The organism is Kluyvera sp. 142486 (assembly GCF_046569695.1).
Lineage (GTDB): Bacteria > Pseudomonadota > Gammaproteobacteria > Enterobacterales > Enterobacteriaceae > Kluyvera.
In genome coordinates this window covers 13,692-36,902 of sequence record NZ_JBKHUI010000001.1, presented here as the reverse complement: position 1 = coordinate 36,902, position 23,211 = coordinate 13,692, and the positions used below count along the sequence as shown (strand labels likewise).

The 23,211-nt window shown below is 55.8% G+C and carries 22 protein-coding genes and 1 pseudogene; 10 read left to right on the top strand and 13 right to left on the bottom strand.

What is annotated here, in order from left to right; all coding sequences use genetic code 11:
• Window positions 1-213: 213 nt before the first annotated feature.
• The 5 genes and pseudogenes from ynfE (at window position 214) to clcB (ending at window position 6,106) form a co-directional block, all read left to right on the top strand.
• A pseudogene (gene ynfE / locus ACLGE8_RS00180) lies at window positions 214-2,645 on the top strand (selenate/tellurate reductase subunit YnfE).
• 10 nt (window positions 2,646-2,655) lie between these two features.
• A complete protein-coding gene (locus ACLGE8_RS00175; RefSeq protein ID WP_410995736.1) occupies window positions 2,656-3,273 on the top strand; it encodes a DMSO/selenate family reductase complex B subunit in 618 nt (205 codons plus the stop codon).
• Between the two features lies 1 nt (window position 3,274).
• The gene (locus ACLGE8_RS00170) at window positions 3,275-4,132 is read left to right on the top strand and encodes a dimethyl sulfoxide reductase anchor subunit family protein (protein WP_410995735.1); all 858 of its coding nucleotides are present in this window, start codon (window positions 3,275-3,277) and stop codon (window positions 4,130-4,132) included.
• A 47-nt stretch (window positions 4,133-4,179) separates the two neighbouring features.
• On the top strand, window positions 4,180-4,794 hold the full coding sequence (dmsD, locus tag ACLGE8_RS00165) for a Tat proofreading chaperone DmsD (protein WP_410995734.1): 615 nt from the start codon (window positions 4,180-4,182) through the stop codon (window positions 4,792-4,794).
• Window positions 4,795-4,810: 16 nt separating this feature from the next.
• Window positions 4,811-6,106, top strand: coding sequence for a voltage-gated ClC-type chloride channel ClcB (gene clcB, locus ACLGE8_RS00160; protein WP_410995733.1), 1,296 nt, complete (start codon window positions 4,811-4,813; stop codon window positions 6,104-6,106).
• Here the strand turns inward: clcB and bioD are convergent.
• From bioD to ACLGE8_RS00145, 3 genes are all read right to left on the bottom strand, one after another.
• Window positions 6,059-6,754 (bottom strand): dethiobiotin synthase, encoded by a 696-nt coding sequence (gene bioD, locus ACLGE8_RS00155; RefSeq protein ID WP_185669100.1) that lies wholly within the window; start codon window positions 6,752-6,754, stop codon window positions 6,059-6,061. The two genes, clcB and bioD, sit on opposite strands and share 48 nt — an antisense overlap.
• Before the next feature lie 131 nt (window positions 6,755-6,885).
• Complete coding sequence (gene mlc, locus ACLGE8_RS00150) at window positions 6,886-8,103, bottom strand: sugar metabolism global transcriptional regulator Mlc (protein WP_333010650.1); 1,218 nt, start codon at window positions 8,101-8,103, stop codon at window positions 6,886-6,888.
• Window positions 8,104-8,216: 113 nt separating this feature from the next.
• The gene (locus tag ACLGE8_RS00145) at window positions 8,217-9,134 is read right to left on the bottom strand and encodes a LysR family transcriptional regulator (RefSeq protein WP_410995732.1); all 918 of its coding nucleotides are present in this window, start codon (window positions 9,132-9,134) and stop codon (window positions 8,217-8,219) included.
• A gap of 114 nt (window positions 9,135-9,248) precedes the next feature.
• Here ACLGE8_RS00145 and ACLGE8_RS00140 point away from each other — a divergent pair, with 114 nt between their 5' ends.
• Window positions 9,249-10,499 carry an MFS transporter gene (locus ACLGE8_RS00140; protein ID WP_410995731.1) on the top strand — a complete coding sequence of 417 codons (1,251 nt, stop codon included), beginning with the start codon at window positions 9,249-9,251 and terminating at the stop codon, window positions 10,497-10,499.
• A gap of 155 nt (window positions 10,500-10,654) precedes the next feature.
• Here the strand turns inward: ACLGE8_RS00140 and ACLGE8_RS00135 are convergent, their stop codons facing one another.
• Complete coding sequence (locus ACLGE8_RS00135) at window positions 10,655-11,293, bottom strand: hypothetical protein (protein WP_410995730.1); 639 nt, start codon at window positions 11,291-11,293, stop codon at window positions 10,655-10,657.
• 326 nt (window positions 11,294-11,619) lie between these two features.
• On the opposite strand from ACLGE8_RS00135, the gene ACLGE8_RS00130 reads away from it, so the two are divergent.
• The 3 genes from ACLGE8_RS00130 to ACLGE8_RS00120 all read left to right on the top strand — a co-directional run bounded on the left by ACLGE8_RS00130 (window position 11,620) and on the right by ACLGE8_RS00120 (window position 14,634).
• Window positions 11,620-12,816, top strand: a complete 1,197-nt coding sequence (locus ACLGE8_RS00130) for an MFS transporter (protein ID WP_410995729.1) — start codon at window positions 11,620-11,622, stop codon at window positions 12,814-12,816.
• 170 nt (window positions 12,817-12,986) lie between these two features.
• Complete coding sequence (gene asr, locus ACLGE8_RS00125; protein ID WP_410996075.1) at window positions 12,987-13,475, top strand: acid resistance repetitive basic protein Asr; 489 nt, start codon at window positions 12,987-12,989, stop codon at window positions 13,473-13,475.
• Between the two features lie 334 nt (window positions 13,476-13,809).
• Window positions 13,810-14,634 (top strand): trypsin-like serine peptidase, encoded by an 825-nt coding sequence (locus tag ACLGE8_RS00120; protein WP_410995728.1) that lies wholly within the window; start codon window positions 13,810-13,812, stop codon window positions 14,632-14,634.
• Here the strand turns inward: ACLGE8_RS00120 and ACLGE8_RS00115 are convergent.
• From ACLGE8_RS00115 to mdtJ, 3 genes are all read right to left on the bottom strand, one after another.
• Window positions 14,631-16,796 (bottom strand): putative bifunctional diguanylate cyclase/phosphodiesterase, encoded by a 2,166-nt coding sequence (locus ACLGE8_RS00115; RefSeq protein ID WP_410995727.1) that lies wholly within the window; start codon window positions 16,794-16,796, stop codon window positions 14,631-14,633. The two genes, ACLGE8_RS00120 and ACLGE8_RS00115, sit on opposite strands and share 4 nt — an antisense overlap.
• A 92-nt stretch (window positions 16,797-16,888) precedes the next feature.
• Complete coding sequence (gene mdtI / locus ACLGE8_RS00110) at window positions 16,889-17,218, bottom strand: multidrug/spermidine efflux SMR transporter subunit MdtI (RefSeq protein WP_410995726.1); 330 nt, start codon at window positions 17,216-17,218, stop codon at window positions 16,889-16,891.
• Complete coding sequence (gene mdtJ, locus ACLGE8_RS00105; RefSeq protein ID WP_410995725.1) at window positions 17,211-17,579, bottom strand: multidrug/spermidine efflux SMR transporter subunit MdtJ; 369 nt, start codon at window positions 17,577-17,579, stop codon at window positions 17,211-17,213. Before mdtJ ends, mdtI begins: the two co-directional genes overlap by 8 nt.
• Before the next feature lie 404 nt (window positions 17,580-17,983).
• Between mdtJ and ACLGE8_RS00100 the strand changes: the two genes are divergently transcribed.
• Complete coding sequence (locus ACLGE8_RS00100) at window positions 17,984-19,015, top strand: AI-2E family transporter (protein WP_410995724.1); 1,032 nt, start codon at window positions 17,984-17,986, stop codon at window positions 19,013-19,015.
• 2 nt (window positions 19,016-19,017) lie between these two features.
• Here the strand turns inward: ACLGE8_RS00100 and ACLGE8_RS00095 are convergent, their stop codons facing one another.
• The 6 genes from ACLGE8_RS00095 to ACLGE8_RS00070 all read right to left on the bottom strand — a co-directional run bounded on the left by ACLGE8_RS00095 (window position 19,018) and on the right by ACLGE8_RS00070 (window position 23,209).
• Window positions 19,018-19,191, bottom strand: coding sequence for a GhoT/OrtT family toxin (locus tag ACLGE8_RS00095; RefSeq protein ID WP_333499864.1), 174 nt, complete (start codon window positions 19,189-19,191; stop codon window positions 19,018-19,020).
• A gap of 197 nt (window positions 19,192-19,388) precedes the next feature.
• A complete protein-coding gene (locus tag ACLGE8_RS00090) occupies window positions 19,389-19,625 on the bottom strand; it encodes a hypothetical protein (protein ID WP_410995723.1) in 237 nt (78 codons plus the stop codon).
• Window positions 19,626-19,754: 129 nt separating this feature from the next.
• On the bottom strand, window positions 19,755-20,000 hold the full coding sequence (locus ACLGE8_RS00085; RefSeq protein WP_410995722.1) for a hypothetical protein: 246 nt from the start codon (window positions 19,998-20,000) through the stop codon (window positions 19,755-19,757).
• 35 nt (window positions 20,001-20,035) lie between these two features.
• Window positions 20,036-21,460: an aminobutyraldehyde dehydrogenase gene (patD, locus tag ACLGE8_RS00080; protein WP_410995721.1), complete on the bottom strand. Its 1,425-nt coding sequence runs from the start codon at window positions 21,458-21,460 to the stop codon at window positions 20,036-20,038.
• Between the two features lie 14 nt (window positions 21,461-21,474).
• Window positions 21,475-22,290: an ABC transporter permease gene (locus ACLGE8_RS00075; protein ID WP_410995720.1), complete on the bottom strand. Its 816-nt coding sequence runs from the start codon at window positions 22,288-22,290 to the stop codon at window positions 21,475-21,477.
• Window positions 22,280-23,209, bottom strand: a complete 930-nt coding sequence (locus ACLGE8_RS00070; RefSeq protein WP_410995719.1) for an ABC transporter permease — start codon at window positions 23,207-23,209, stop codon at window positions 22,280-22,282. Before ACLGE8_RS00070 ends, ACLGE8_RS00075 begins: the two co-directional genes overlap by 11 nt.
• Window positions 23,210-23,211: the final 2 nt, after the last annotated feature.

The following is a 23,211-nucleotide window of genomic DNA, read 5'->3' as shown; positions in this document are numbered from 1 at the left end:
GACCGTAACAAAACTGTTTTTATGTTGTAAAACAATTATGCACATGACCTCTTCACCTGGCAAACCCCGCCACACAAATACCCCATTAGGATGACCCGCTGTTTTGACCGGGATTAATACTTGTATACCACCAACCAGGTATTATCCCTTTCCATTGTTAGCAGGTTTTTAATTTCACGCTGGAATCATTAAACAAAAATAATGGAGTGAGTAATGTCTGATCAGGAAAAGCCAGGGGGGCTAAGCCGACGCACCCTCATTAAATCGTCGGCTATCGGCTCCTTAGCATTCGCAGCGGGCGGTCTCTCGCTCCCCTTCTCTTTACGCGCGACGGCCGCCGCCGTGCAGCAGGCCAGCCAGAAGACAAAGTGGTCTGGGGCGCCTGCTCGGTAAACTGTGGCAGCCGCTGCGCGCTGCGCCTGCATGTGAAAGACGACGAAGTATATTGGGTCGAAACCGACAATACCGGCCACGACATCTATGGCGATCACCAGGTACGCGCTTGCCTGCGCGGGCGTTCTATTCGCCGTCGCATCAACCATCCCGATCGCCTGAACTATCCGATGAAGCGAGTGGGTAAACGCGGCGAAGGTAAATTCGAGCGCATTAGCTGGGATGAAGCGCTGGACACGATCGCCAGCAACCTCAAACGGGTAGTGAAAGATTACGGCAACGAATCCGTCTACATTAACTACTCTTCCGGTATCGTCGGCGGCAATATCACACGCTCCTCGCCATCCGGTTCCGCCGTGATGCGCCTGATGAACTGCTACGGCGGTTCGCTCAACCAGTACGGCACCTACAGCACCGCCCAGATTGCCTGCGCCATGCCGTATACCTACGGCACCAATGACGGCAACAGCACCTCCGATATCGAAAACAGTAAACTGGTGGTGATGTTCGGCAACAACCCGGCGGAAACTCGCATGAGCGGCGGCGGTATCACCTATTATCTTGAACAAGCTCGCGAACGCTCAAATGCGCGCATGATCGTTATCGATCCGCGCTATACCGATACCGCTGCTGGTCGTGAAGATGAGTGGATCCCGATTCGTCCGGGTACCGACGCCGCGCTAGTTGCCGGCATTGCCTGGGTATTGATTGACGAGAATCTGGTTGATCAGCCGTTCCTTGATAAATACTGTGTTGGTTACGACGAGAAAACCCTGCCGGAAGGCGCGCCGGCCAACGGTCACTATAAGGCCTATATTCTCGGTCAGGGCGATGACGGCGTGGCGAAAAACCCACAGTGGGCATCTAGCATTACCGGTATTCCTGCCGACAGAATCATCAAGCTGGCACGTGAAATCGGCAGCGCTAAACCGGCCTATATTTGCCAGGGCTGGGGGCCGCAGCGTCAGGCAAACGGCGAGCTCTCTGCCCGTGCAATTGCCATGCTGCCGATTCTGACCGGTAATGTCGGTATTAACGGCGGCAACAGCGGCGCGCGCGAATCGACCTATACCATCACCATCGAGCGTTTCCCGGTGCTGGTTAACCCGGTCAAAACGGCCATCTCCTGCTTTACCTGGACCGATGCGATCGACCACGGCGCCGAGATGACCGCCACCCACGACGGCGTGCGAGGCAAAGATAAACTGGACGTGCCTATCAAGTTCTTCTGGAACTATGCGGGCAATACCATCATTAACCAGCACTCGGATATCAATAAAACCCACGAGATTTTGCAGGACGACAGCAAATGCGAAATGATCGTGGTGATTGAGAACTTTATGACCGCCTCGGCAAAGTACGCCGATATCCTGCTGCCTGACCTGATGACCGTTGAACAGGAAGACATTATTCCCAACGACTATGCCGGGAATATGGGCTACCTGATCTTTATCCAGCCGGCAACGGCACCAAAATTTGAACGCAAGCCGATCTACTGGATCTTAAGCGAAGTAGCGAAACGGCTGGGCGACGAGGTGTATCAGAAGTTCACCGAAGGGCGTTCTCAGGAGCAATGGCTGCAGTATCTGTACGCCAAAATGCGCGCCAAAGACGCAGATTTACCGACCTATGATGAACTCAAAAAAATGGGCATCTACAAGCGCAAAGACCCGAATGGGCACTTTGTTGCCTACCAGAGCTTCCGCAAAGATCCAGAGGCCAATCCGTTAAAAACGCCGTCGGGCAAAATTGAAATCTACTCCAGCCGCCTGGCCGATATCGCGGCGAAATGGCAGCTTGAGAAAGACGAGACCATCAGCCCGCTGCCGGTCTACGCCTCCACCTTTGAAGGCTGGGACGACCCACTGCGCGGCACTTTCCCGCTACAGCTGTTTGGTTTCCACTTTAAAGCTCGCACCCACTCAAGCTACGGCAACGTTGATGTGCTGAAAGCCGCCTGCCGCCAGGAGGTGTGGTTAAACCCGCTGGATGCGCAGAAACGCGGGATCCAGAACGGCGACATGGTGCGCGTGTTTAACGGCCGCGGTGAGCTGCGTATTCCGGCAAAAGTCACGCCGCGCATTATGCCGGGCGTCTCCGCAATGGGCCAGGGCGCCTGGCACGACGCCGAGATGAACGGAGACCGGATTGACCACGGCTCCTGCATCAACACGCTGACCACGCATCGCCCTTCTCCACTGGCGAAAGGCAACCCGCAGCACACCAACCTGGTTGAGATCGAGAAGGTATAAGGACTAGCCCATGAGCACCCAATACGGATTTTTCATCGACTCGGCCCGCTGCACCGGTTGCAAAACCTGCGAGCTGGCCTGTAAAGATTACAAAGACTTAACCCCAGACGTTAGCTTCCGCCGTATTTACGAATACGCGGGCGGCGACTGGCAGGAAGACAACGGCGTCTGGAACCAGAACGTCTTTGCTTACTATCTGTCCATCGCCTGTAACCACTGCGAAGACCCGGCCTGTACCAAAGTGTGCCCAAGCGGCGCGATGCATAAACGCGAAGATGGCTTTGTGGTGGTCAACGAAGATGTCTGCATCGGTTGCCGATACTGCCATATGGCCTGCCCGTACGGTGCGCCGCAGTACAACGAAGCTAAAGGTCACATGACCAAATGCGACGGCTGCCATGAGCGCGTGGCGGAAGGCAAAAAGCCAATTTGCGTGGAATCCTGCCCGCTGCGCGCACTGGACTTTGGTCCTATCGAAGCGTTGCGTCAGAAACACGGCCAACTGGCGGCGGTCGCGCCGTTGCCGTCCGCGCACTTCACCAAACCCAGCATTGTGATTAAACCTAACGCCAATGCACGTCCGTGCGGCGATACCACTGGCTATCTGGCCAATCCGAAGGAGGTGTGAGATGGGAAGCGGATGGCATGAATGGCCGCTGGTGCTGTTTACCGTGCTGGGGCAGTGCGTAGCAGGCGCGACAATCATCACTGGCTTAGGCTGGCTGGCGGCACGCCATGAACCGGCGGATCAACGCCGCATTGTGCTCACTATGTTTTTCCTTTGGGTTATCATGGGGATCGCGTTCTTCGCCTCGGTGCTGCACCTTGGCTCGCCGCTACGGGCGTTCAATTCACTGAACCGCGTGGGCGCATCGGCGCTGAGTAATGAAATCGCCAGCGGCTCCGTGTTCTTTGCCGTCGGCGGGTTCTGGTGGCTGCTGTCGGTTCTCGGCAAAATGCCTGCGGCGCTCGGGCGCGTCTGGTTATTGGTCAGCATGGTGCTGGGGCTACTATTTGTCTGGGCGATGACGCGTGTTTATCAGATAGATACCGTGCCAACCTGGTATAATGGTTATACAACGGCATCGTTCTTCCTGACCGTATTGCTCACCGGGCCGCTGTTTGCCGCGCTACTGCTGAAGCTGGCGAAAGTGCCGTTTAACGGTAAGTTCTTCGCCGCGGTCAGCGTGCTGGGCTATTTGCTCAGCCTGGCGGTCGTGGTGCTGCAAACCTCTGAGCTGGGCTTTATTCACAGCTCGGTTCAGCAGGCTAACGCGCTGCTGCCGGACTGGGGCCGCTTGCAGGTGTGGCGCTTCGTCCTGCTGGCAGCCGGTTTAGGCTGTTGGATCTGCCCGCTGCTGCGCCGAGTGCCACCACGCGCTGCGGGCCTGGCGCTGGGGTTAGTACTGATGCTGGTTGGCGAACTTATCGGTCGCGGGCTGTTTTATGGCCTGCATATGACCGTCGGCATGGCGATTGCCGGGTAAATCATCGGCGCGGGAGCTTTTCCGCGCCCAAATAAGGAAATGCAGTAATGAATGACGTTCAGCACAACGACGCCTTAGCGTTCTCTGCCCGGGTACTGGGTGCCCTGTTCTATTTCGCACCGAATAGCACGCTCGCCGAGCCGCTGGTTGCGGCGTTCACCGACGGTGAGTGGCTTGAGCAGTGGCCATATGTCGTTGAACATGCCGATGCCCTTTCCGCAGGGTTTGCTGCACAAAGCGATGAGTCATTGCCTCAGGCCTGGCAACGCCTGTTTATCGGGCCATCAGCGTTGCCGTCACCACCTTGGGGCTCCGTCTGGCTGGATCGTGAGAACGTGCTGTTTGGCGACTCAACCCTGGCGCTGCGCCAGTGGATGCGTGAAAACCAGATTGCTTTCGACGTAGAGCAAAACGAGCCGGAAGATCACTTTGGCACTCTGCTGATGCTGGCGGCCTGGCTTTTGGAAAACGGCCGTGATGACGCCTGTAATCAACTGCTGGCCTGGCATCTCCTGCCGTGGGCGCCGCGCTTCCTCGCCGAGTTTATCGAGAAGGCCGATCATCCGTTCTTTATTGCGCTGGGGCAGCTTGCACAACAAACGCTGGCGCAGTGGCAGTCCTCGCTGCTAATCCCTGTCGCTGACAAAAAACTGTACCGTTAAGCCACCGGAATAAGCGATGCAGCGTCTTCATCACTATCCCGATATTACGGCGATGTTTCGTCGCCTGCTGATTGCCACCGTCATTGGCATCCTTGCGGCGTTGGCGGTGGCGCTATTTCGTCACGCCATGTATCTGGGAGAGTGGCTATTTCTTAGCAATGACAGCGGCAGCCTGGTCAACGCCGCCGAAGGGCTAGTGTGGTGGCGACGGCTGCTGACTCCCGCTCTCGGCGGGCTTGCCGCCGGGATGCTACTTTGGGCCTGGCAGCGCCACACCCGCCAGCGCCCGCACGCACCGACCGACTACATGGAAGCGCTGGAAAGCGACGAAGGTAAATTCGATACCGGTGCCAGCTTGATTAAATCAGCCGCCTCGCTGCTGGTGGTCATCAGCGGTAGCGCCATCGGCCGCGAAGGGGCCATGATCCTGCTGGCTGCCCTCGCCGCCTCCTTTTTTGCCCAGCGCTTCACGCCGAAAGACGAATGGAAACTGTGGATTGCCTGCGGCGCTGCCGCTGGGATGGCCAGCGCCTATCATGCCCCGCTGGCGGGTAGCCTGTTTATTGCCGAGATCCTGTTCGGCACCCTGATGCTCGCCTCGCTCGGCCCGGTGGTGATTGCCGCCGTGGTGGCGCTACTGACCACACAACTGATGAACGGCGGCGCGGAACTGCTCTACCGCGTTGGCGAACTCCCTGCACTCAGCGCTGCCCATTACGCGCTGATGCTCGCCACCGGTCTGGTTTGTGGATTAGGCGGGCCGCTGCTAATGTGGTTGATGGGCATCAGCCACCAGGTTTTTTTGCGGCTCAAGCTATCACCCCCCTGGCAGCTTGCGCTCGGCGGGCTGTTTGTTGGTTTGCTTTCGCTACTGACGCCCGCCGTCTGGGGCAACGGTTACAGCGTCGTGCAGGGTTTTCTGCTGACCCCGCCAAGCTTTGCCATTATCGCCGGGATCTTTGTGTGCAAACTGCTCGCCATTCTTGCCAGCAGCGGCTCGGGCGCGCCCGGTGGGGTCTTTACCCCTACGCTGTTTATTGGTCTGGCTGTCGGAATTCTGTTTGCTAATACGTTGGGGCTGGTGTTTCCTGCCCATGAGGCGATGGCGATACTGCTGGGGGTCACGGGGATGGCTACGCTGCTGGCGGCAACGACGCATGCGCCGATTATGTCAACGCTGATGATTTGTGAAATGACCGGGCAGTATACGTTACTACCCGGTTTACTGATTGCCTGCGTACTGGCGTCGGTTCTATCGCGAACCTTACGCCAGAATTCTATCTACCGTCAGCACGTTACGGAGCATCGCTAGGTCAACGTACTGGCTCAGCTCACGCTGTTCCGGACGCGGCAGGTACGGCAGTTCGCCCACCAGCGGTGCTGGCAGCTTTTTGCTGAGGACATCGATAATTTCCGCGTAGTGCGCAAGCCCTGGGTTGATACGATTCGCCACCCAGCCAATCAGCGGCAGGCCGTCGTTAGCGATGGCCTGAGCGGTCAGCAACGCATGGTTAATGCAGCCTTCCTGAATGCCAACCACCATCAGCACCGGCAGTTGTTCCTGCACCACCCACTCCGAGAGCGGACGCAGATCGTTCATCAGGCTGCGCCAGCCGCCGGTCCCTTCAACCACCACGTTATCGACTTGCTGGCTCAGATTGGCCAGTCCGTCAGACAGTAAGGTGTAGTTGATGGGGCAACTGTGGGCGACGCTGCTCTCTTCTTCGCTCAGCGCAATCGGATTGATGGCGTCATAGGGTAAGTCCAGCGATGAAACGGCCTGCAGAACCAGCGCATCTTTATTGCGCAGCCCCTCTGCGGTTTCCTTGCTGCCTTTGGCAACTGGTTTGTATCCTGCCACCCGTTTCCCGCTGGCGGCGAGCGCCTGCAAAAGCGCACGAGAAACCACCGTCTTGCCGACAGAAGTATCAGTACCAGTAATAAAGAAACGATTAAGCATCACAAACTAACCCCACTTCTGCGCCCTGAAAATATCATGGCAATGAATAATTCAACGGAGTGAAAGTTTACGTGATGTGCGAATGGGTCAGATTGAGATAGCGCAATTTTTTGCAAAACTGCTAAAAATTGTTAACCCTGTAACAGTCTAATCAGCAATGTTCCATTATACAGCGCGTCTTTTACCAGCGCCGCCCCCGCCATGGTGCCACGGTTCGAGAACTGCGTCTGCTCTACCGCAATATGCTTGCTGTAGGCGGGGAGCGACTGCTGGCGAATGCAGTCGCCTATCGCCGGGAAGAGGATGTCGGCCGCCTGATTAAACGGCGAGCCAATTAAAATTTTCTGCGGATTGAAAAGGTTAACCATGATGGCGAGGATTCGCCCGACGTTGGTGCCGATGCTGCTGATGATATCCTTTGCCAGCAAATCACCCTGCATCGCGGCCTGACACAGCCACTCCACGCTGAGCGGCTTCTGATGCAGCATGGAACTCATCGACTGCTGCATGCGCACCTGGGTCAGTTCCATCACGCTTTCCACGCTGGCGATGGTCTCCAGACAGCCATGGTTGCCGCAATAGCAGCGCTTACCGTACGGATCGACCTGGGTATGGCCGATTTCTACCAGACTGCTGCTGCCAGCATGCAGTAAACGCCCATCGGTAATCACCCCTGCGCCGACGTTGTGGTCGATAACCACCTGAATCACATCACGCGCGCCGCGCGATGCGCCAAACAGCGCCTCGGCCATCGTCCAGGCGCTGATATCGTGCTGGATATACACCGGCACGCCAGTATGCGCCTCCAGCGTACCGCCCAGCGGAACATCGGTAACATCATAAAACGGCATACGGTGAATAATGCCGTTCTCGGTATCGATAATACCCGGCAGGGTGATAGCAATTGCGGTCAGACGTTCAAGCAGGCTCTGATGGCGAATAAAGAACTGGTCAATATGGGACACCACCCGGTTCAGGAACGGGATCTCATCTTCCAACGCCAGATCCAGCTGCTCTTCCACCACCAGCTTACTGCTGAGGTCGCGTAGCGCCAGATGGATAACGCCCCGGCTGATACGTACGGAAAGATAGTGCCAGGCTTCCGTTTCCACCATCAGGCCCACGGCAGGACGGCCGCGGCTGCCCGCTTCCTGAATTTCCGTTTCCTGAACCAGGTGGGCTTCCAGCAGTTCGCGAACAATTTTGGTGATACTGGCGGGCGCCAGTTGCGCAAGTCGGGAAAGGTCGATACGCGACACCGGGCCGAGCTGATCAATAAGGCGATAAACCGCCCCTGCGTTGGTCTGCTTGATTTGATCGATATGCCCTGGCTGACTGTCCGCTACCACCGTAAAAACTCCCTTATTTTCGCGCTTCGAAATAAACACTTTGGGCTATGGTGAAGTACTTGAACGCCCTGCGTCAAATTTTTACTTAGCCTTGTGATTTACTGCACAATTTTTCACACATTTGGCAGCGAAACGCTCACCTTTGCCGCGTTTAACAGGTGCTGTTTGAAACGCTGTGCCGCCTGGCTAAGCTCATGGTGTTTAGACCACACCAGCCACATTTCCGACACCGCATCCTCTTCGGTAATCGGCACCCAGCGCATTTCATGCAACTGGACCCGGCGAAACGACGCCGGCAGTATCGACACCCCTAAGCCCGAAGCCACCAGGCCGATAATCGTCATCGCCTCGCCCACCTCCTGGGTGATGGTCGGGACCGCATCGTAGCGGCGCATCAGACCCAGAATATCGTCGTACAGGCCGGTGCCCACGTGCGGGTCAAAAAAGACGAACGGCTCTTTCCCCAATTCCACCAGGCTGACCGCCGGTTTATTAGCGAGCGGGTGATCACGGTGGATCATCGCCAGCAGTGGTTCGCGCAGGATCACCTGCCAGTCGAGGGTGTCAGGAAGTAGGGTATTGCGCATCAGCCCCAGTTCCAGCACTCCCTCCGTTAACGGCGAAATCTGCTCGCGGGTATTGGTTTCCCGCGTCTGGATGTGCACATCCGGGTAGCACTGGCGAAAGGTGGAGAGCGTGTCAGAGACGGCCTTGATAAACGGCGCGGAAGAGGTAAAGCCGATATGTAACTCTCCCGTCTCCCCGTGATGCAGGCGGCTTGCCCGCGAGGCGGCTTCATTCACCTGCAGCAGGATCTGGCGGCTATCGGCAAGAAACTGCCGCCCAGCTTCCGTCAGACTTACGCTGCGGTTGGTACGGGCAAACAGCCGCGCCCCAACCTGCTGCTCGAGAATCTGAATCTGCTGGCTTAACGGCGGCTGGGAAATATTGAGCCGGGCCGCCGCGCGGCCAAAGTGCAACTCTTCGGCGACGGCAATGAAATAACGCAGGTGGCGAAGTTCAATATTCATATTTTAAAAGTATCATTTGAGATTATTAATATATTAGACAGAATATTTACAATTTCCTACTCTGATTATGTGACCTGAGTCGATATTACCCACTGTTTTACGCAAGGATTTCCCGTGAGCCGCACAACCACCGCAGACGACGCGCCTGCCATTGATGTCCGCGATGATACTCCCCTTCAGTCAAATGCTTTTATTCGCCGTGGTACGCCCGCTTTTATTCGGGTAACGCTCGCGCTGTTCTCCGCCGGGCTGGCAACGTTCGCGCTGTTGTACTGTGTGCAGCCAATCCTGCCGGTGCTGTCGCATGAGTTCGGCATTTCGCCTGCTGGGAGCAGTATTTCGCTCTCTATCTCGACGGCAATGCTGGCGGTGGGCCTGCTGTTTACCGGCCCGCTCTCCGATGCAATCGGGCGTAAAAAGGTGATGGTCACCGCGCTGCTGCTGGCCTCCTGCTGCTCGCTGCTCTCCACGATGATGACCAGCTGGCACGGCATTCTGATTATGCGTGCGCTGATTGGCCTGTCCCTGAGCGGCGTGGCGGCGGTCGGCATGACCTACCTGAGTGAAGAGATTCACCCAAGCTTTGTCGCCTTTTCGATGGGGCTGTATATCAGCGGGAACTCGATAGGCGGGATGAGCGGACGCCTGTTAACCGGGGTCTTTACCGATTTCTTCGGCTGGCGCGTGGCATTGGCGGTTATCAGCGCCTTTGCGCTGGCTTCAGCGGTGATGTTCTGGCGCATCCTGCCTGAGTCTCGCCACTTCCGTCCAAGCTCATTAAAACCGAAAACGCTGCTGATTAACCTGCATCTGCACTGGCGCGATCGCGGCCTGCCGCTGCTGTTTGTCGAAGGTTTTCTGCTGATGGGCGCGTTCGTCACCCTCTTTAACTACATCGGCTATCGCCTGATGCTGTCGCCGTGGTCGCTCAACCAGGCGGTGGTTGGCCTGCTGTCCGTGGCCTATCTGACCGGTACCTGGAGCTCGCCAAAAGCGGGGATGATGACCACGCGTTACGGTCGCGGGCCGGTGATGATCTTCTTTACCGGGGTAATGCTACTGGGCCTGCTGCTGACGCTGTTCTCGCCGCTATGGGTGATTTTCCCCGGTATGCTGCTCTTTTCCGCCGGCTTCTTTGCCGCCCACTCGGTCGCCAGCAGTTGGATTGGCCCGCGCGCGCGTCGTGCCAGAGGCCAGGCGTCATCGCTATATCTGTTCAGCTACTACCTCGGCTCCAGCGTCGCCGGGACGCTCGGCGGCGTGTTCTGGCATAACTATGGCTGGAACGGCGTCGGTGGGTTTATTGCATTACTGCTGGTTGGTGCGCTGCTGGTGGGCTTCACCTTGCATAAGCGTCTGCATTAATACCAAACATCACGTAGCCACGTAGCCCGGACGAGGCAACGCCGACTCCGGGGTATCCCAGAAAATAAGATAAAGCGCAAAAGAGCAGACACACGTGACGCTCAATTAAGAACAGGCTAAAAAATGCCTCAGCGCCCTAAACGCCGAGGCATTTTTTATTTGCAGTCTAAACTGATATTTTTTTGGAAAAGCCGTTCAGAGGATTTATCCGTTTTCATAAAATAGTAGGTAACAAGCAGCAGCCCTACCATAAATGGAATTTCATACAGCTCTTCCATAAGGTCTGCATATTGAGGATTATGAACAAACAGCGGAGCCAGCAGACGATGGTGCTCAACGGTATCGGAAATTAAAAACGTACAAACAGTCACCGCCAGCAACCACAGTGGCATAGTCTCTTCCTTAATCCTGCGGACAATGTCCTTGCGTAATGGCCCGGATAATAGAGAAAGCGCTAAACCTCCGATCAGAATGACGGAAATAACTTTAAACACTAGATGAGGCTGATCCGGGAAATAAACCCGCCCCCAACTCGTACTCCGTCCTAACAACACCACCCACCACAGCACGGCCCACATCCAGAACTGTTTTTCTCCTTCAGGCCTCGAGAGCGGTTTGATATACCAAGTGGTAAACAACACGCCAAACAGCAGCCACAGCGCCTGAGCGTTTTCAATCTGCGTCACCAAAGCACCGCCAAGCAGCGGTAGATGCCAGTTTGCGGCAAAAGGAAATAACAGCGCGAGACCCGCCATAGCAATAACAGAAAAGGGTAAATGCGTATCGAATTTCATAGAAATCATTCAAGTTAAAAATGTATTAGCGATAGTAGATTCTGAGAAATAGATACCATTAGCATTGGATGCTATCTTCTTAAGGTTATCTTAATGTTCGCATGAATTGTTCAAATCATCATTTGAAGCCCCCCATCTGCGCTGTTGTCGGTTTACCGCCCTTCGCTTTTATCTCAATCCGTAGATATGCTGAACGAAAAACGCTAAGTCTGGTACGCCCTCACTGCGCCCCTTGTGTGTTTTAGTGCGGAGAAAAGTTTAAGAACTTCAACAGAATACTGACAGGTTCTATAATGAACCCACTTTTGTCTTACCTATGTAGCGCTATGACGACCCGTGCCAGCAATACCCAGCTCAACCTTCGCATTATCTCGATCGTTGTTTTTACCTGTATCTGCTACCTCTCTATTGGCCTGCCGCTCGCCGTGCTGCCGGGCTTTATCCACTACAACCTCGGCTACAGCACTCTGGTCGCTGGCGCAGTAATCAGCCTGCAGTACATTTCGACGCTGGTCAGCCGACCGCACGCCGGGCGCTATACCGATATCTGGGGGCCCAAAAAAGTCGTCAGTTTAGGGATTGTCTGCTGCCTGATGAGCGGCCTGTTTACCCTCGCGGCGGCAGCTGCTCACGCCAGCCCCATTCTGGCGGTAGCGCTGTTGCTGGTCGGTCGAGTATTCCTCGGCGTAGGCGAAAGCTTCACCTCTACTGGCTCAACGCTATGGGGGATTAAAACCGTCGGCGCAATTCACACCTCCCGGGTGATCTCCTGGAATGGCGTTGCCACCTATGTGGCGATGGCGGCAGGTGCGCCGCTGGGCGTGGTGCTCAATGGCTGGTTCGGCATCAGCGGTTTTGCGGCGCTGATTGTCATTATCGCCGTGGTGGGCTTGCTATTTGCCCGTACCCGCGCAGACGTCAGCGTCAGCGCCGGAGTCAGGGCGCCCTTCCACGTGGTGGCCCGCAAGATCTGGCCATACGGTCTGGGGCTCGGGCTGGGCACAGTTGGCTTCGGTGTCATTGCCACCTTTATCACTCTCTACTTCTCCTCGCACGGTTGGGCGGGCGCGGCGTTTACCCTGTCGCTGTTCAGCATTGGCTTTATCTGTATTCGTCTGGTGCTTGGCAACACCATCACCCGCTTTGGCGGGCTACGGGTATCGCTTATCTGCTACGTGGTGGAGTGTCTGGGGCTGTTGATCATCTGGTTTGCCCCGAACGCGTGGATGGCGGGCGTCGGCGCATTCCTGACCGGTTCGGGTTTCTCGCTGGTGTTCCCGGCGCTCGGCGTTGAAGCCGTGAAGCAGGTGGAAGAGCAAAACCAGGGAACCGCATTGGGTACCTATTCCGCCTTTCTCGACCTGGCGCTTGGCCTCACCGGCCCGGTGGCGGGCTGGATTGCCGGCTATCAGGGCTTAGGCAGCATTTACCTGATTGCCGCTATCGTCGTGGCCTGGGCCTTCGTGCTGATCCTTCGCGTGTACCTCTCCCAGCGCAACAGACAGCCCCCCTGCCAGAGCTAACCCCTTGCGGGGCGGTCAAAAACCGCCCCGTTACGGATGTACAACATATCTCGTACATTACGTTACACGCCGAAACCAATCACTCACGGAAAGCCGGCTCGCTCATCGATATAGTTATTTCAACGGCCCCGCAGTGGGGTTGAATGAAAAACCAATTCGAGGGTATTAGAATGAAAAAAGTATTAGCTCTGGTTGTTGCCGCTGCTATGGGTCTGTCTTCCGCTGCATTTGCTGCTGAAGCAACTGCAACTCCGGCTCCGGCTGCTTCCGCTACCGCAACTCACGCGGCACCGGCTAAAGCCACTCACCACAAAAAACACAAGAAAGAAGCCGCTAAACCAGCTGCAGAGCAGAAAGCTCAGGCCGCTAAAAAACACAAAAAAGCCGCTGCTAAACCAGCGGTAGCACAGAAAGCTCAGGCTGCTAAAAAACACAAGAAAGCAGCTGCTAAACCAGCTGTAGCGCAGAAAGCTCAGGCTGCTAAAAAGCACCACAAAGCAGCAACTAAACCAGCTGTAGCGCAGAAAGCTCAGGCTGCTAAAAAACACAAAAAAGCAGCTGCTAAACCAGCTGTAGCACAGAAAGCTCAGGCTGCTAAAAAGCACCACAAAGCAGCTAAACACACTGCTGCTAAACCAGCCGCTCAGCCAGCTGCATAATCATTCTTGATAACGTATCTGCGTAGCGATACGCAGATAACAGGTGGCGCCGGGAGGCCAGTAGCAATGCTGAATCCGGGTAGCCACCTGAGTTAATCAATTATCATATCGGCGCTTATATAGCGCCGATTTTTTCCCGGAGAGCAATCATGTTGCGGCGCTATCGTTTCGAGCTCATCCTGGCATTTCTTATCATCTGCGCACTGATCGCAACCCAGTTTTTCTTTTACTGAGCGTAGTTCGCTGATTTTACTCCCACTTTTAGCTTCTCCCGTCTATAGTAGTCTCATTGGGTTTATTTTTTATAATCATAATTGCCCCATCAGAGAGTGATATGCGCAAAGCCTTTGTGTGTTGTTTACTGGGAACGTTATCCGTACTACCGTTGATTTCCCACGCTGATGACGATGATATTGGCATCAGTGCAAAAGACATTAAAACCCTGTTCTTTGGCCAGGACGATCGTACCCTTGTCAGCCATCCCGCCCAGGCTCCCTGGGATGCGATTGGCCAGCTGGAAACCGCCAGCGGCAATCTGTGTACGGCAACCTTGATTTCTCCCCACCTGGCGCTCACCGCCGGGCACTGCCTGCTTGAGCCACCGCGCGGCAAGCTGGATAAAGCCGTCGCGCTGCGCTTTGTGTCGCAGAAAGGTACCTGGCGTTATGAAATTCATGATATTCAAGGCCGCGTCGATCCTTCTTTAGGTAAGCGCCTGAAAGCCGATGGCGACGGCTGGATTGTTCCGGCTTCCGCCGCGCCGTGGGATTTTGGCATTATCGTGCTGCGCAACCCGCCTTCAGGCATTACGCCATTGCCGGTATTTGCGGGCAATAAAGACGATCTCACCGCCGCGCTGAAAGCCACCGGCCGCAAAGTCACCCAGTCGGGTTATCCGCTTGACCACCTTGATTCGCTGTACAGCCATGAGGATTGTACGGTAACGGGCTGGGCGCAGACTTCGGTCCTTTCGCATCAGTGCGATACGCTGCCGGGGGATAGCGGCTCACCGCTGCTGCTGAAAACGGACACGGGTTGGCAGGTGATTGCGGTACAAAGCTCTGCGCCAGCGGCAAAAGATCGCCAGCGTGCCGACAACCGCGCCATCTCAGTGACCGGTTTTCGCGATAAGCTGGAAGCGCTGGCCGCCGGAAACTAACTCTGCCGCTGCTGGTGGCGTAACGCCAGCAGCGACGAGAGCGGCATCGGCTCGCTGAAGTAAAATCCTTGCAGCTGGTCACAGCCAGCGAGCCGCAGCAATTTCATCTGTTTCTCCGTTTCAACCCCTTCCGCAATCACCGTCATTCCCAGCGCGCTGGCAATACGAATGGTGCCACCGACCAGCGCTGCCGCCTGATCGTCATCATCCACCAGCCCGGCCAGCGATTTGTCGATTTTAATGGTGTCGAAGTTAAACCGACGCAGGTAGCCAATGCTGGAATACCCCGTGCCAAAATCATCCAACGCCACGGCGGTGCCCAACGATTTCAGCGCAGAGATCGCCGCCCTTGCCCGTTCCGGCCTTTCCAGCACGTAGGTTTCGGTGACTTCAAGCTGCAGTCGCGCAGGCGGGAAACCGGAGGATTTCAGCACGCTTGAGACCTTATCCTCAAACTCCGGGTCGCGGAACTGGGCCGGGGAGATATTGACCGACAGCTTTAAATCATTATGCGCCAGCAGATCCCGACAGGCCCTTGCCAGCACGAACTGTCCGAGCGAATAGATAAGCCCGCTGGTCTCGGCAATCGTAATAAACGCATCCGGCATCAGCTCGCCCTTCGCCCGCCGCGGCCAGCGCACCAGCGCCTCCACCCCAACCATCGCCTGCGAACGAGCGCAGACGATCGGCTGATACCAGACCTCAAACTCATCGTGCTCCAGCCCATGGCGAATATCGTTCTCCAGCGAGAGTTGATATTCGCGAGCGCTGCTCAACTCGGCGTCGTAATGGGTAATGCGCCCTTTGCCGGTGATTTTCGAGTGATACATGGCGATATCCGCCTGACGGAACAGCTCCGAGCTGGTTTTCTCCTGTAACGTACCACTGGCGATACCGAGGCTGGCGCTGATGTGCAGCGTCCGTTCGCCAATGCGAATGGGCGTGCTGAGGTAGTTCAGCACGCTACCGGCGAACACGGAGGCGCTGGCTTCGGAGTGCGCGCCGCCAACGGTCATCGCAAATTCATCGCCGCCCATACGCGCCAGCATACCGCCTTGCGGCACCAGCGTTTGCAGCATATCCGCGATACGAATGATCAGAATATCGCCGACATCATGGCCATAAATGTCGTTAACATCCTTGAAACCATCGAGATCGATAAACACCACCGTTTTGATATCCCGATCGCCACGGCGGCTGATGCGCTCAAGCTGCTCGATCAACGCCCGCCGGTTGGGCAAATGGCTCAGCCAGTCAGTTAAAGCTATCTCCCGCGCTTGCCGTTCACCGCGCGCCAGCTTCCACAGCCCCAGACTACTGACGAGAATAAACAGTAGGATCAGCCCGGTTGCCAACAGCACAATCTCACGAATTTCCGGCGAGGCCGCCTGCGCCGCCTCCACGCCCGGCTGGCGCAGTTGCCAATCCAGCCAGCCAACCACCTCACCGCTGGACGTCCGTATCGGTATGTTGTACTTGTTTTGCGGCGAGTCGGTGAGGGTCAGATTTTCGATCTGGAAAGTGTTGCCGAGAGTACGCAGCAGCAGAGGGTTGATATGCCGGGTGATGACCAGATAGCGACGGGTCGAGTCATAGACCTTCAACCGCCCCACCATCGGGCGAATCAGGCCAATACCGATAAACGCGAGCCCTTCCCGGGTTTTGGTTATCCCGGCAAAATTGTTTTTCCCCCGGCGCAGCGGGTCTTCATTGTGGGCTATCAGCGCTTTTAGCCCATCACCAAAAAACGCGAGATCGTGTTCGCTAAACGACGAGCTGCGAAACGATCCCCACAGCACCCGGTAGTTTTCATCCAGCACGAAAGTGCCATCATAAAGATTATTGATTTTAAAACCCGCGCCCCAGGTGTTGTACAGCCAGGTGGTATCGAGCTTTGACGCATAAACTTCGCGCACCGCATCATCCCAGATGGCGTTATCGATAACCAGCGAGAGGACGCGGTTGATAGAGGTCTGCATCGCGCCGTCAACCGAGAGCGCCGAGCGGCGAGCATCGATATCGTTGGTTTTGCTGGTAATAAGGCTTTGGGAGAGGTAGAGAAGCGAAATAATAGAAAAAATCAGGCCAATGCCAGCAAAAAAGATAATCACGAACAGCGTTCTGGCCGTGGCGATATCACGCCAGCGTGATGGATCGAACATGGTTCACCCTCGCATCAATTACGCTAACCCTTTGTTACAAGCGTAATACAGACACGGGATTTCGCTGCCCGATTTCTCAGGCAGCGATCACATCAGGCGAGCTTGATCATCACCATACCGATCAACAGCAGGCCTAAACCCACCCAGCCTTTGTTGTTCAGTCGCTGGCCGAAGAGGATCCACCCCGCCGCCAGCGTCGCGGCGACGCCGAAACCACCCCAGATGGCGTAGGCGACGGAGAGGTCAATCCCCTTTACCGCCTGCGACAGGGCGCTAAACGCGGCCAGTACGGCAACCAGCGACAGAATGCCGTAGCCTTTACGACGAAAGCCGTCAGAGAACTTGAGGAAAATATTAGCGACAATTTCCAGTACGATGGAGCCTGCCAGCCATATGCCGTGAATCATCTCAAAGTTATGCATGATTCACCTCTTTGTGCAGCGTTGTATTCGCCTTCGCGGGCTTACGGGTACCGGACTTAATCAGTACGATACCGGCAATCAAGGTTGCCAGACCCGCAGCTTTCATCACCGTAAGGCTTTCGTCAAACAGCAGTACGCTAAACAGGGTGATCAATACGATACCAATGCCTTCCCACAGCGCATAGGCGACACCCAGAGCGATTTTTTTAACCGCAAACGAAAGGAAAATATACGACAAGGCGATCATCACGAGCATCAAAATAAAACCGGTGTTGCCATCAGATACGCTCGCCCATTTCATAGAAAGCGTACCAGTAATTTCTGCAACAATGGCCAGGGCTAATAAAATCCAGTAAAACATGGTCCTTCTCCTGCATGAGAATATAATCCGTGCAGTTCGCGGCGATGCGCAAACTGAAATAAAATGATTAAAATTTAGCTCAAACGAAGAAGGGTACTATAGCGCGTTGCGCCAGTGCTGCTCACCACAGAAGGCAGAAAAGGAAGGTAAAACAGAAGGTTTGGTAAAGCTGAACGTCCTGAACATATTGTCCATAAAATTACAATTATCCGCGGTATTGCTTCTCATCGTTGCGGATTAAAATTGTCCTCGGTAGTTAAACACAGCTAATTTCTAACACAGATGTCGAAGTATCTCAAAATGTTTGCAAATCTTTACCGAGACTGTTTGATGTTAATGCATTTATTATTAGTTGATTCGCAATTATCATATTCTGCATAGGTTTTAGCAGGAGCTAACAAAACATGTCCAGACCGATCATTACGCTTAATGGATTAAAAATTGTCATCATGCTGGGCATGCTGGTCATCATTCTCACCGGCATTCGTTTTGCCGCCGACATCATCGTGCCGTTCGTGCTGGCGCTGTTTATCGCCGTGGTGTTAAACCCGGTGGTGCAACTAATGGTGCGCTGGCGCGTGCCGCGGGTGCTGGGCATTTCGCTGCTGATTGGGGTCATTATTCTCGCCGCCGTGCTGCTGCTGGCCACGCTCGGCACTTCTCTCAATGAACTGACGCGCACTCTGCCGCAGTACCGTTCGTCGCTGGCGGTCCCCATCTATAATCTTGAGCCCTGGCTGCAGCGCTTTGGTATCAGCGTCAGCCCGGATGAGCTGATTAAGTATATCGACCCTAATGCCGCGATGACGCTGGTTTCACGCTTGCTGACTCAGCTTTCAAACGCCATGTCGTCGATATTTTTACTGCTGCTGACGGTGGTGTTTATGCTGCTGGAAGTCCCGCAGTTACCGGCCAAACTGCAGCAAATCATGGCGAAACCGACGGAAGGTATGGCCGCTATTCAGCGGGCGCTGGATAGCGTAAGCCACTATCTGGTGCTGAAAACGGCGATAAGCGTGGTGACAGGTCTGGTGGTATGGGCAATGCTGGAACTGCTCGGGGTACGTTTTGCCTTTATCTGGGGACTGCTGGCATTTGCGCTCAACTATATTCCGAATATCGGTTCAGTGCTGGCAGCCATTCCCCCTATCCTTCAAGTGCTGGTGTTCAGCGGTTTTTATGATGCGCTGATCGTCCTGGCGGGGTATCTGGTGATTAACCTCGTGTTCGGCAACATTCTCGAGCCCCGCATCATGGGACGCGGACTGGGACTCTCGACGCTGGTGGTGTTTCTGTCGTTAATCTTCTGGGGCTGGCTGCTTGGCCCGGTCGGCATGCTGCTTTCCGTCCCGCTGACCATTATCGTTAAAATTGCCCTTGAGCAGACCGAAGGCGGCAAAAGCATCGCCATCCTGCTCAGCGACCTAAGCAAATAGCGTCAGAATAGCGACAGCATCAGCGCAACGGGAAAGCTAAACGGCCAGGTTGCGCCAATTAACAGCGTTGCAATCAGGCGAATTGAGGTGCTTTCGCGGGTAAGAAACCAGGTAATAATGGCGCAGATAACCGCCATCACGGCGTAGAAGATGAGCATATGTTGATATAGCGTCACCAATCGAGTCCTTGTAATTGATCGTTAAAGCGGCGCAATATGCTACGTTTTTTGACGTACATCAAGTTTTTCGCCGCTTATCGCTGAAATATTGTGCAATCCAGACATTCAGCTCCAGCCGAATTGACTGCTAAATAGAAAAAACCCAGCACTACGTTACGCCGCGCTGGGTTTTATTTCTGTGACACGCTGTACGGTTAGCGCTTTGGCACGGTGGACGCGAAGATGCTGTCCGTCGTCGGGTCGCTCACATAATGGTTGGGGTCGTACTGCGGCACTAAGTTTACCTTTTCCGTATCCCAGGCCTGCGCGACGCAGGCGGCGCTCACGCGGTTTTGTCCTTCACAGGTCGCCACGCGGCTGGCCGAATAGTAGGTCCCAATCCCCATTACCACGGCAATCACCGCAGCAGAACACACGATACTTTTTTTCATTTTTCTGACTATACCCGGTTTTACAACGGCGCGGATCCTCGCACGTTGCACCGGGTATGTCAAAAACAAGGGAGAGGTAGCGGCAGGCATCGCGCCTACCGCGAAGGGGGTAATGATGAGTAAAGGTCGCTAGTGAGTCTCAGGTTTGTATCTCTCAAAAGCCGCCAGCCAATCGTACCTGGTCAGGGTACCAACCTCTTTCTCCCCCTCCTCAAGTTTGATGATCAGCCTTCGCTTATTGATGCTCTCCTGGTTAAAGAAATAAGGCGTCAGCCTCTTTGCCAGCGACTCATACATTTCCTGAGCGACACTTTCACCGGCCTCGGGTCCATATTCCTCAAACGCATTTTTGATATCCTGGAAATCCTGATTCACGCCATCTCCCACCCAATCATGCGCTTAACGCGCGATCAATGTTTTATCATCACATGGCGAACCACGGTGTAGTCTTCCAGCCCGTAAATCGACATGTCCTTACCGTAGCCCGAAAGCTTCTGGCCGCCGTGCGGCATTTCGCTGACCAGCATAAAGTGGGTGTTCACCCAGGTGCAACCATACTGTAAGCGCGCGCTCAAACGATGCGCACGCCCGACGTCCTGCGTCCACACCGATGAGGCCAGCCCGTACTGGGAGTCGTTCGCCCAGCCCAGCACCTGTTCTTCGGTATCAAATACCGTGACGCTCACCACCGGGCCGAACACTTCACGCTGCACGATATCATCTTCCTGTTTTGCCCCCGCCAGCAGCGTCGGCTGGAAGTAATAGCCAGCGCCTGCCGCTTTCTCGCCGCCGGTCACCACCTTAATATGCGGCAGCGCTTTGGCGCGCGCTACGGCGTCGCTCACTCGCGCCAGGTGCGCCTGCGAACTGAGCGGCCCCAGTTCGGTGCTTTCATCGTCCGGTGCCCCGGATTTCAGGCTTGCTATTGCCGCGCCGAGTTTCTCCACCAGCCGTTCATAAACGCCCTTCTGCGCGTAAATTCGGCAGGCCGCCGTACAATCCTGCCCGGCGTTGTAGAAACCAAAGGTTCTGACGCCTTCCACCACCGCATCTATATCAGCGTCGTCAAACACAATCACCGGCGCTTTGCCGCCCAATTCCATATGCGTGCGCTTAATCGACGACGCCGTGTGCCCCAGAATGTGCTCTCCAGTAGCAATCGAACCGGTCAGCGATACCATCCGTACTTTGGCGTGCCCGGTTAACGGGTCCCCCACCGTTTTGCCGCGGCCAAACAGCACGTTCAGCACGCCCGCCGGGAAGATATCTTTTGCCAACTCCGCCAGAGTTAAGGCGGTAAGCGGCGTGATTTCAGACGGCTTGATCACCACGCAGTTCCCTGCCGCCAGCGCTGGGGCCAGCTTCCAGGCCGCCATCATCAGCGGATAGTTCCACGGTGCAATCGAGGCCACCACGCCCACCGGGTCGCGTCGAATCATTGAGGTGTGGCCTTCCAGATATTCGCCGGCCGCCAGTCCGTTCAGGCAACGCGCGGCACCGGCAAAGAAGCGGAACACATCCACTACCGCCGGAATTTCATCATTGGTCACGCAGTGCAGCGGTTTACCGCAGTTGAGCGATTCCAGACGGGCAAAGGTGGCGGCGTGTTCTTCAATGACATCCGCCAGCTTGAGCAGGCACTCCGCGCGATGCTTCGGCGTGGTTTGCCCCCACTGAACAAACGCCCGGTCAGCGGCGTTCACCGCCGCATCCACCTGGGCCGCCGAGGCTTCCGCAATCGTCAGCAGGATCTCACCCGTCGCAGGATTGTAGACCGGTTGGGATTCCCCTTCACCTGCGACCAGTTCACCATTAATCAGTAACTTATGTTGCATAGCATGATCCTGTTTTATTTAAATGTCGTACCACCGTTGGCGGCCCCATCGTCTTCGCGAGTCAGCCACCACGCCCCTAAAATCGGTATCATCGTCAACAGCATAACCATCAACGCCACCACGTTGGTCACCGGCACATCGCGCGGACGACCGAGTTGATTAAGCAGCCAGAGCGGCAGCGTACGCTCATGCCCGGCGGTAAAGGTGGTGACGATAATTTCATCAAACGACAGCGCAAACGCCAGCATGCCCCCGGCCAGCAGCGCCGAGCCCAAATTCGGCAGCACCACGTGACGGAAGGTTTGCCAGCCGTTCGCGCCCAGATCCATCGACGCTTCCACCAGGCTCCACGACGTCCGGCGGAAACGGGCAATCACGTTGTTAAACACCACCACTACGCAGAAGGTGGCGTGGCCGATAACAATGGTGATAAGTCCCGGCTCAAGGTTGACCGCTTTAAAGGCGGTCAACAGCGCCAGGCCGGTAACGATGCCCGGCAGCGCAATCGGCAGCATCAGCAGCAGCGAAATTGCGCTTTTGCCGAAAAAGTCTCGTCGCCACAGCGCTGCTGCAGCAAGCGTGCCAAGTACCAGTGCAATCGCCGTCGACAGCGCCGCAATTTTCAGTGACAGTGTCACGGCCTCAAAGATATCCCCGCGCGATGCCGCTTCGCTGAACCAGTGCAGCGTCAGGCCTTTCGGCGGGAAGCTGAACGCCGCGTCTTCGGTGTTGAAGGCGTAGATGGCGATAATTGCCAGCGGGAAATGGAGGAAGATAACCCCGCCCCAGGCGGCAATTTTGAGAAACAGCGGTGCCCTTTCAGAGTGCATCGAACGCTCCCAGACGCTTCACGAACGCCAGATAAAGGGCAATCAGCACGATGGGTACCAGCGTAAACGCCGCGGCCATAGGCATATTGCCAATAGCGCCCTGCTGGGAATAGACCATGTTGCCAATGAAATAGCCCGGCGGCCCCACCAGCTGTGGCACGATAAAGTCGCCGAGGGTCAGTGAGAAGGTGAAAATGGAACCCGCGGCAATTCCGGGGATCGCCATCGGCACCACCACGTGGCGGAAAGTCTGACGCGGGCGCGCGCCGAGATCAGCAGACGCTTGAAGCAGCGAACCGGGAATGCGCTCCAGCGCCGCCTGCACCGGCAGGATCATAAACGGCAGCCAGATGTAGACGAACACCAGAAAACGGCCCAGCCCGGAGGTAGACAGCGTGTTGCCGCCGACGCCGGGCACCGTCAGAATCGCCGCCAGCAGCGTTTCCAGGCCCATATGGTTCAGAAACCACTGCGCCACCCCATCCTTCGCCAGCAGCAGCGTCCAGGCGTAGGCTTTGACGATATAGCTGGCCCACATCGGCAGCATCACCGCGACGTAGAAAAAGGCCTTTTGCTTGCCGCTGGTGTAGCGCGCCATATACCACGCCATCGGAAACGCCAGCAGCGCGCTGGCTACGGTGACCGCCAGCGCCATCACCAGCGTACGGATAATGATGTCGTAGTTGGCAGGGTTAAACAGCGCGTAGAGGTTCGCCAGCGTTAGGGTTGGCGTGACGGACATGGTGAAATCGTCGAAGGTATAAAACCCTTGCCACAGCAGCGTCAGCAGTGATCCAAAATAGACAATCCCGAACCACATCAGCGGGCCGAGCAGCAGTAAAAACAGCCCGAGGGTTGGCTTACGCCAGAACAGGCTGGATAATCGCCCCTGACGGCGAGCGGGAGGAACCGGCGTCATAC

What these genes read in the sequence shown, in the direction of transcription:
- ACLGE8_RS00175 (WP_410995736.1), top strand. Translation starts at nt 2,656, where the DNA reads ATGAGCACCCAATACGGATTTTTCATCGACTCGGCCCGCTGCACCGGT.
- ACLGE8_RS00170 (WP_410995735.1), top strand. Translation starts at nt 3,275, where the DNA reads ATGGGAAGCGGATGGCATGAATGGCCGCTGGTGCTGTTTACCGTGCTG.
- dmsD (WP_410995734.1), top strand. Translation starts at nt 4,180, where the DNA reads ATGAATGACGTTCAGCACAACGACGCCTTAGCGTTCTCTGCCCGGGTA.
- clcB (WP_410995733.1), top strand. Translation starts at nt 4,811, where the DNA reads ATGCAGCGTCTTCATCACTATCCCGATATTACGGCGATGTTTCGTCGC.
- bioD (WP_185669100.1), bottom strand. Translation starts at nt 6,754, where the DNA reads ATGCTTAATCGTTTCTTTATTACTGGTACTGATACTTCTGTCGGCAAG.
- ACLGE8_RS00145 (WP_410995732.1), bottom strand. Translation starts at nt 9,134, where the DNA reads ATGAATATTGAACTTCGCCACCTGCGTTATTTCATTGCCGTCGCCGAA.
- ACLGE8_RS00135 (WP_410995730.1), bottom strand. Translation starts at nt 11,293, where the DNA reads ATGAAATTCGATACGCATTTACCCTTTTCTGTTATTGCTATGGCGGGT.
- ACLGE8_RS00130 (WP_410995729.1), top strand. Translation starts at nt 11,620, where the DNA reads ATGACGACCCGTGCCAGCAATACCCAGCTCAACCTTCGCATTATCTCG.
- asr (WP_410996075.1), top strand. Translation starts at nt 12,987, where the DNA reads ATGAAAAAAGTATTAGCTCTGGTTGTTGCCGCTGCTATGGGTCTGTCT.
- ACLGE8_RS00120 (WP_410995728.1), top strand. Translation starts at nt 13,810, where the DNA reads ATGCGCAAAGCCTTTGTGTGTTGTTTACTGGGAACGTTATCCGTACTA.
- ACLGE8_RS00115 (WP_410995727.1), bottom strand. Translation starts at nt 16,796, where the DNA reads ATGTTCGATCCATCACGCTGGCGTGATATCGCCACGGCCAGAACGCTG.
- mdtI (WP_410995726.1), bottom strand. Translation starts at nt 17,218, where the DNA reads ATGCATAACTTTGAGATGATTCACGGCATATGGCTGGCAGGCTCCATC.
- mdtJ (WP_410995725.1), bottom strand. Translation starts at nt 17,579, where the DNA reads ATGTTTTACTGGATTTTATTAGCCCTGGCCATTGTTGCAGAAATTACT.
- ACLGE8_RS00100 (WP_410995724.1), top strand. Translation starts at nt 17,984, where the DNA reads ATGTCCAGACCGATCATTACGCTTAATGGATTAAAAATTGTCATCATG.
- ACLGE8_RS00090 (WP_410995723.1), bottom strand. Translation starts at nt 19,625, where the DNA reads ATGAAAAAAAGTATCGTGTGTTCTGCTGCGGTGATTGCCGTGGTAATG.
- patD (WP_410995721.1), bottom strand. Translation starts at nt 21,460, where the DNA reads ATGCAACATAAGTTACTGATTAATGGTGAACTGGTCGCAGGTGAAGGG.
- ACLGE8_RS00075 (WP_410995720.1), bottom strand. Translation starts at nt 22,290, where the DNA reads ATGCACTCTGAAAGGGCACCGCTGTTTCTCAAAATTGCCGCCTGGGGC.
- ACLGE8_RS00070 (WP_410995719.1), bottom strand. Translation starts at nt 23,209, where the DNA reads ATGACGCCGGTTCCTCCCGCTCGCCGTCAGGGGCGATTATCCAGCCTG.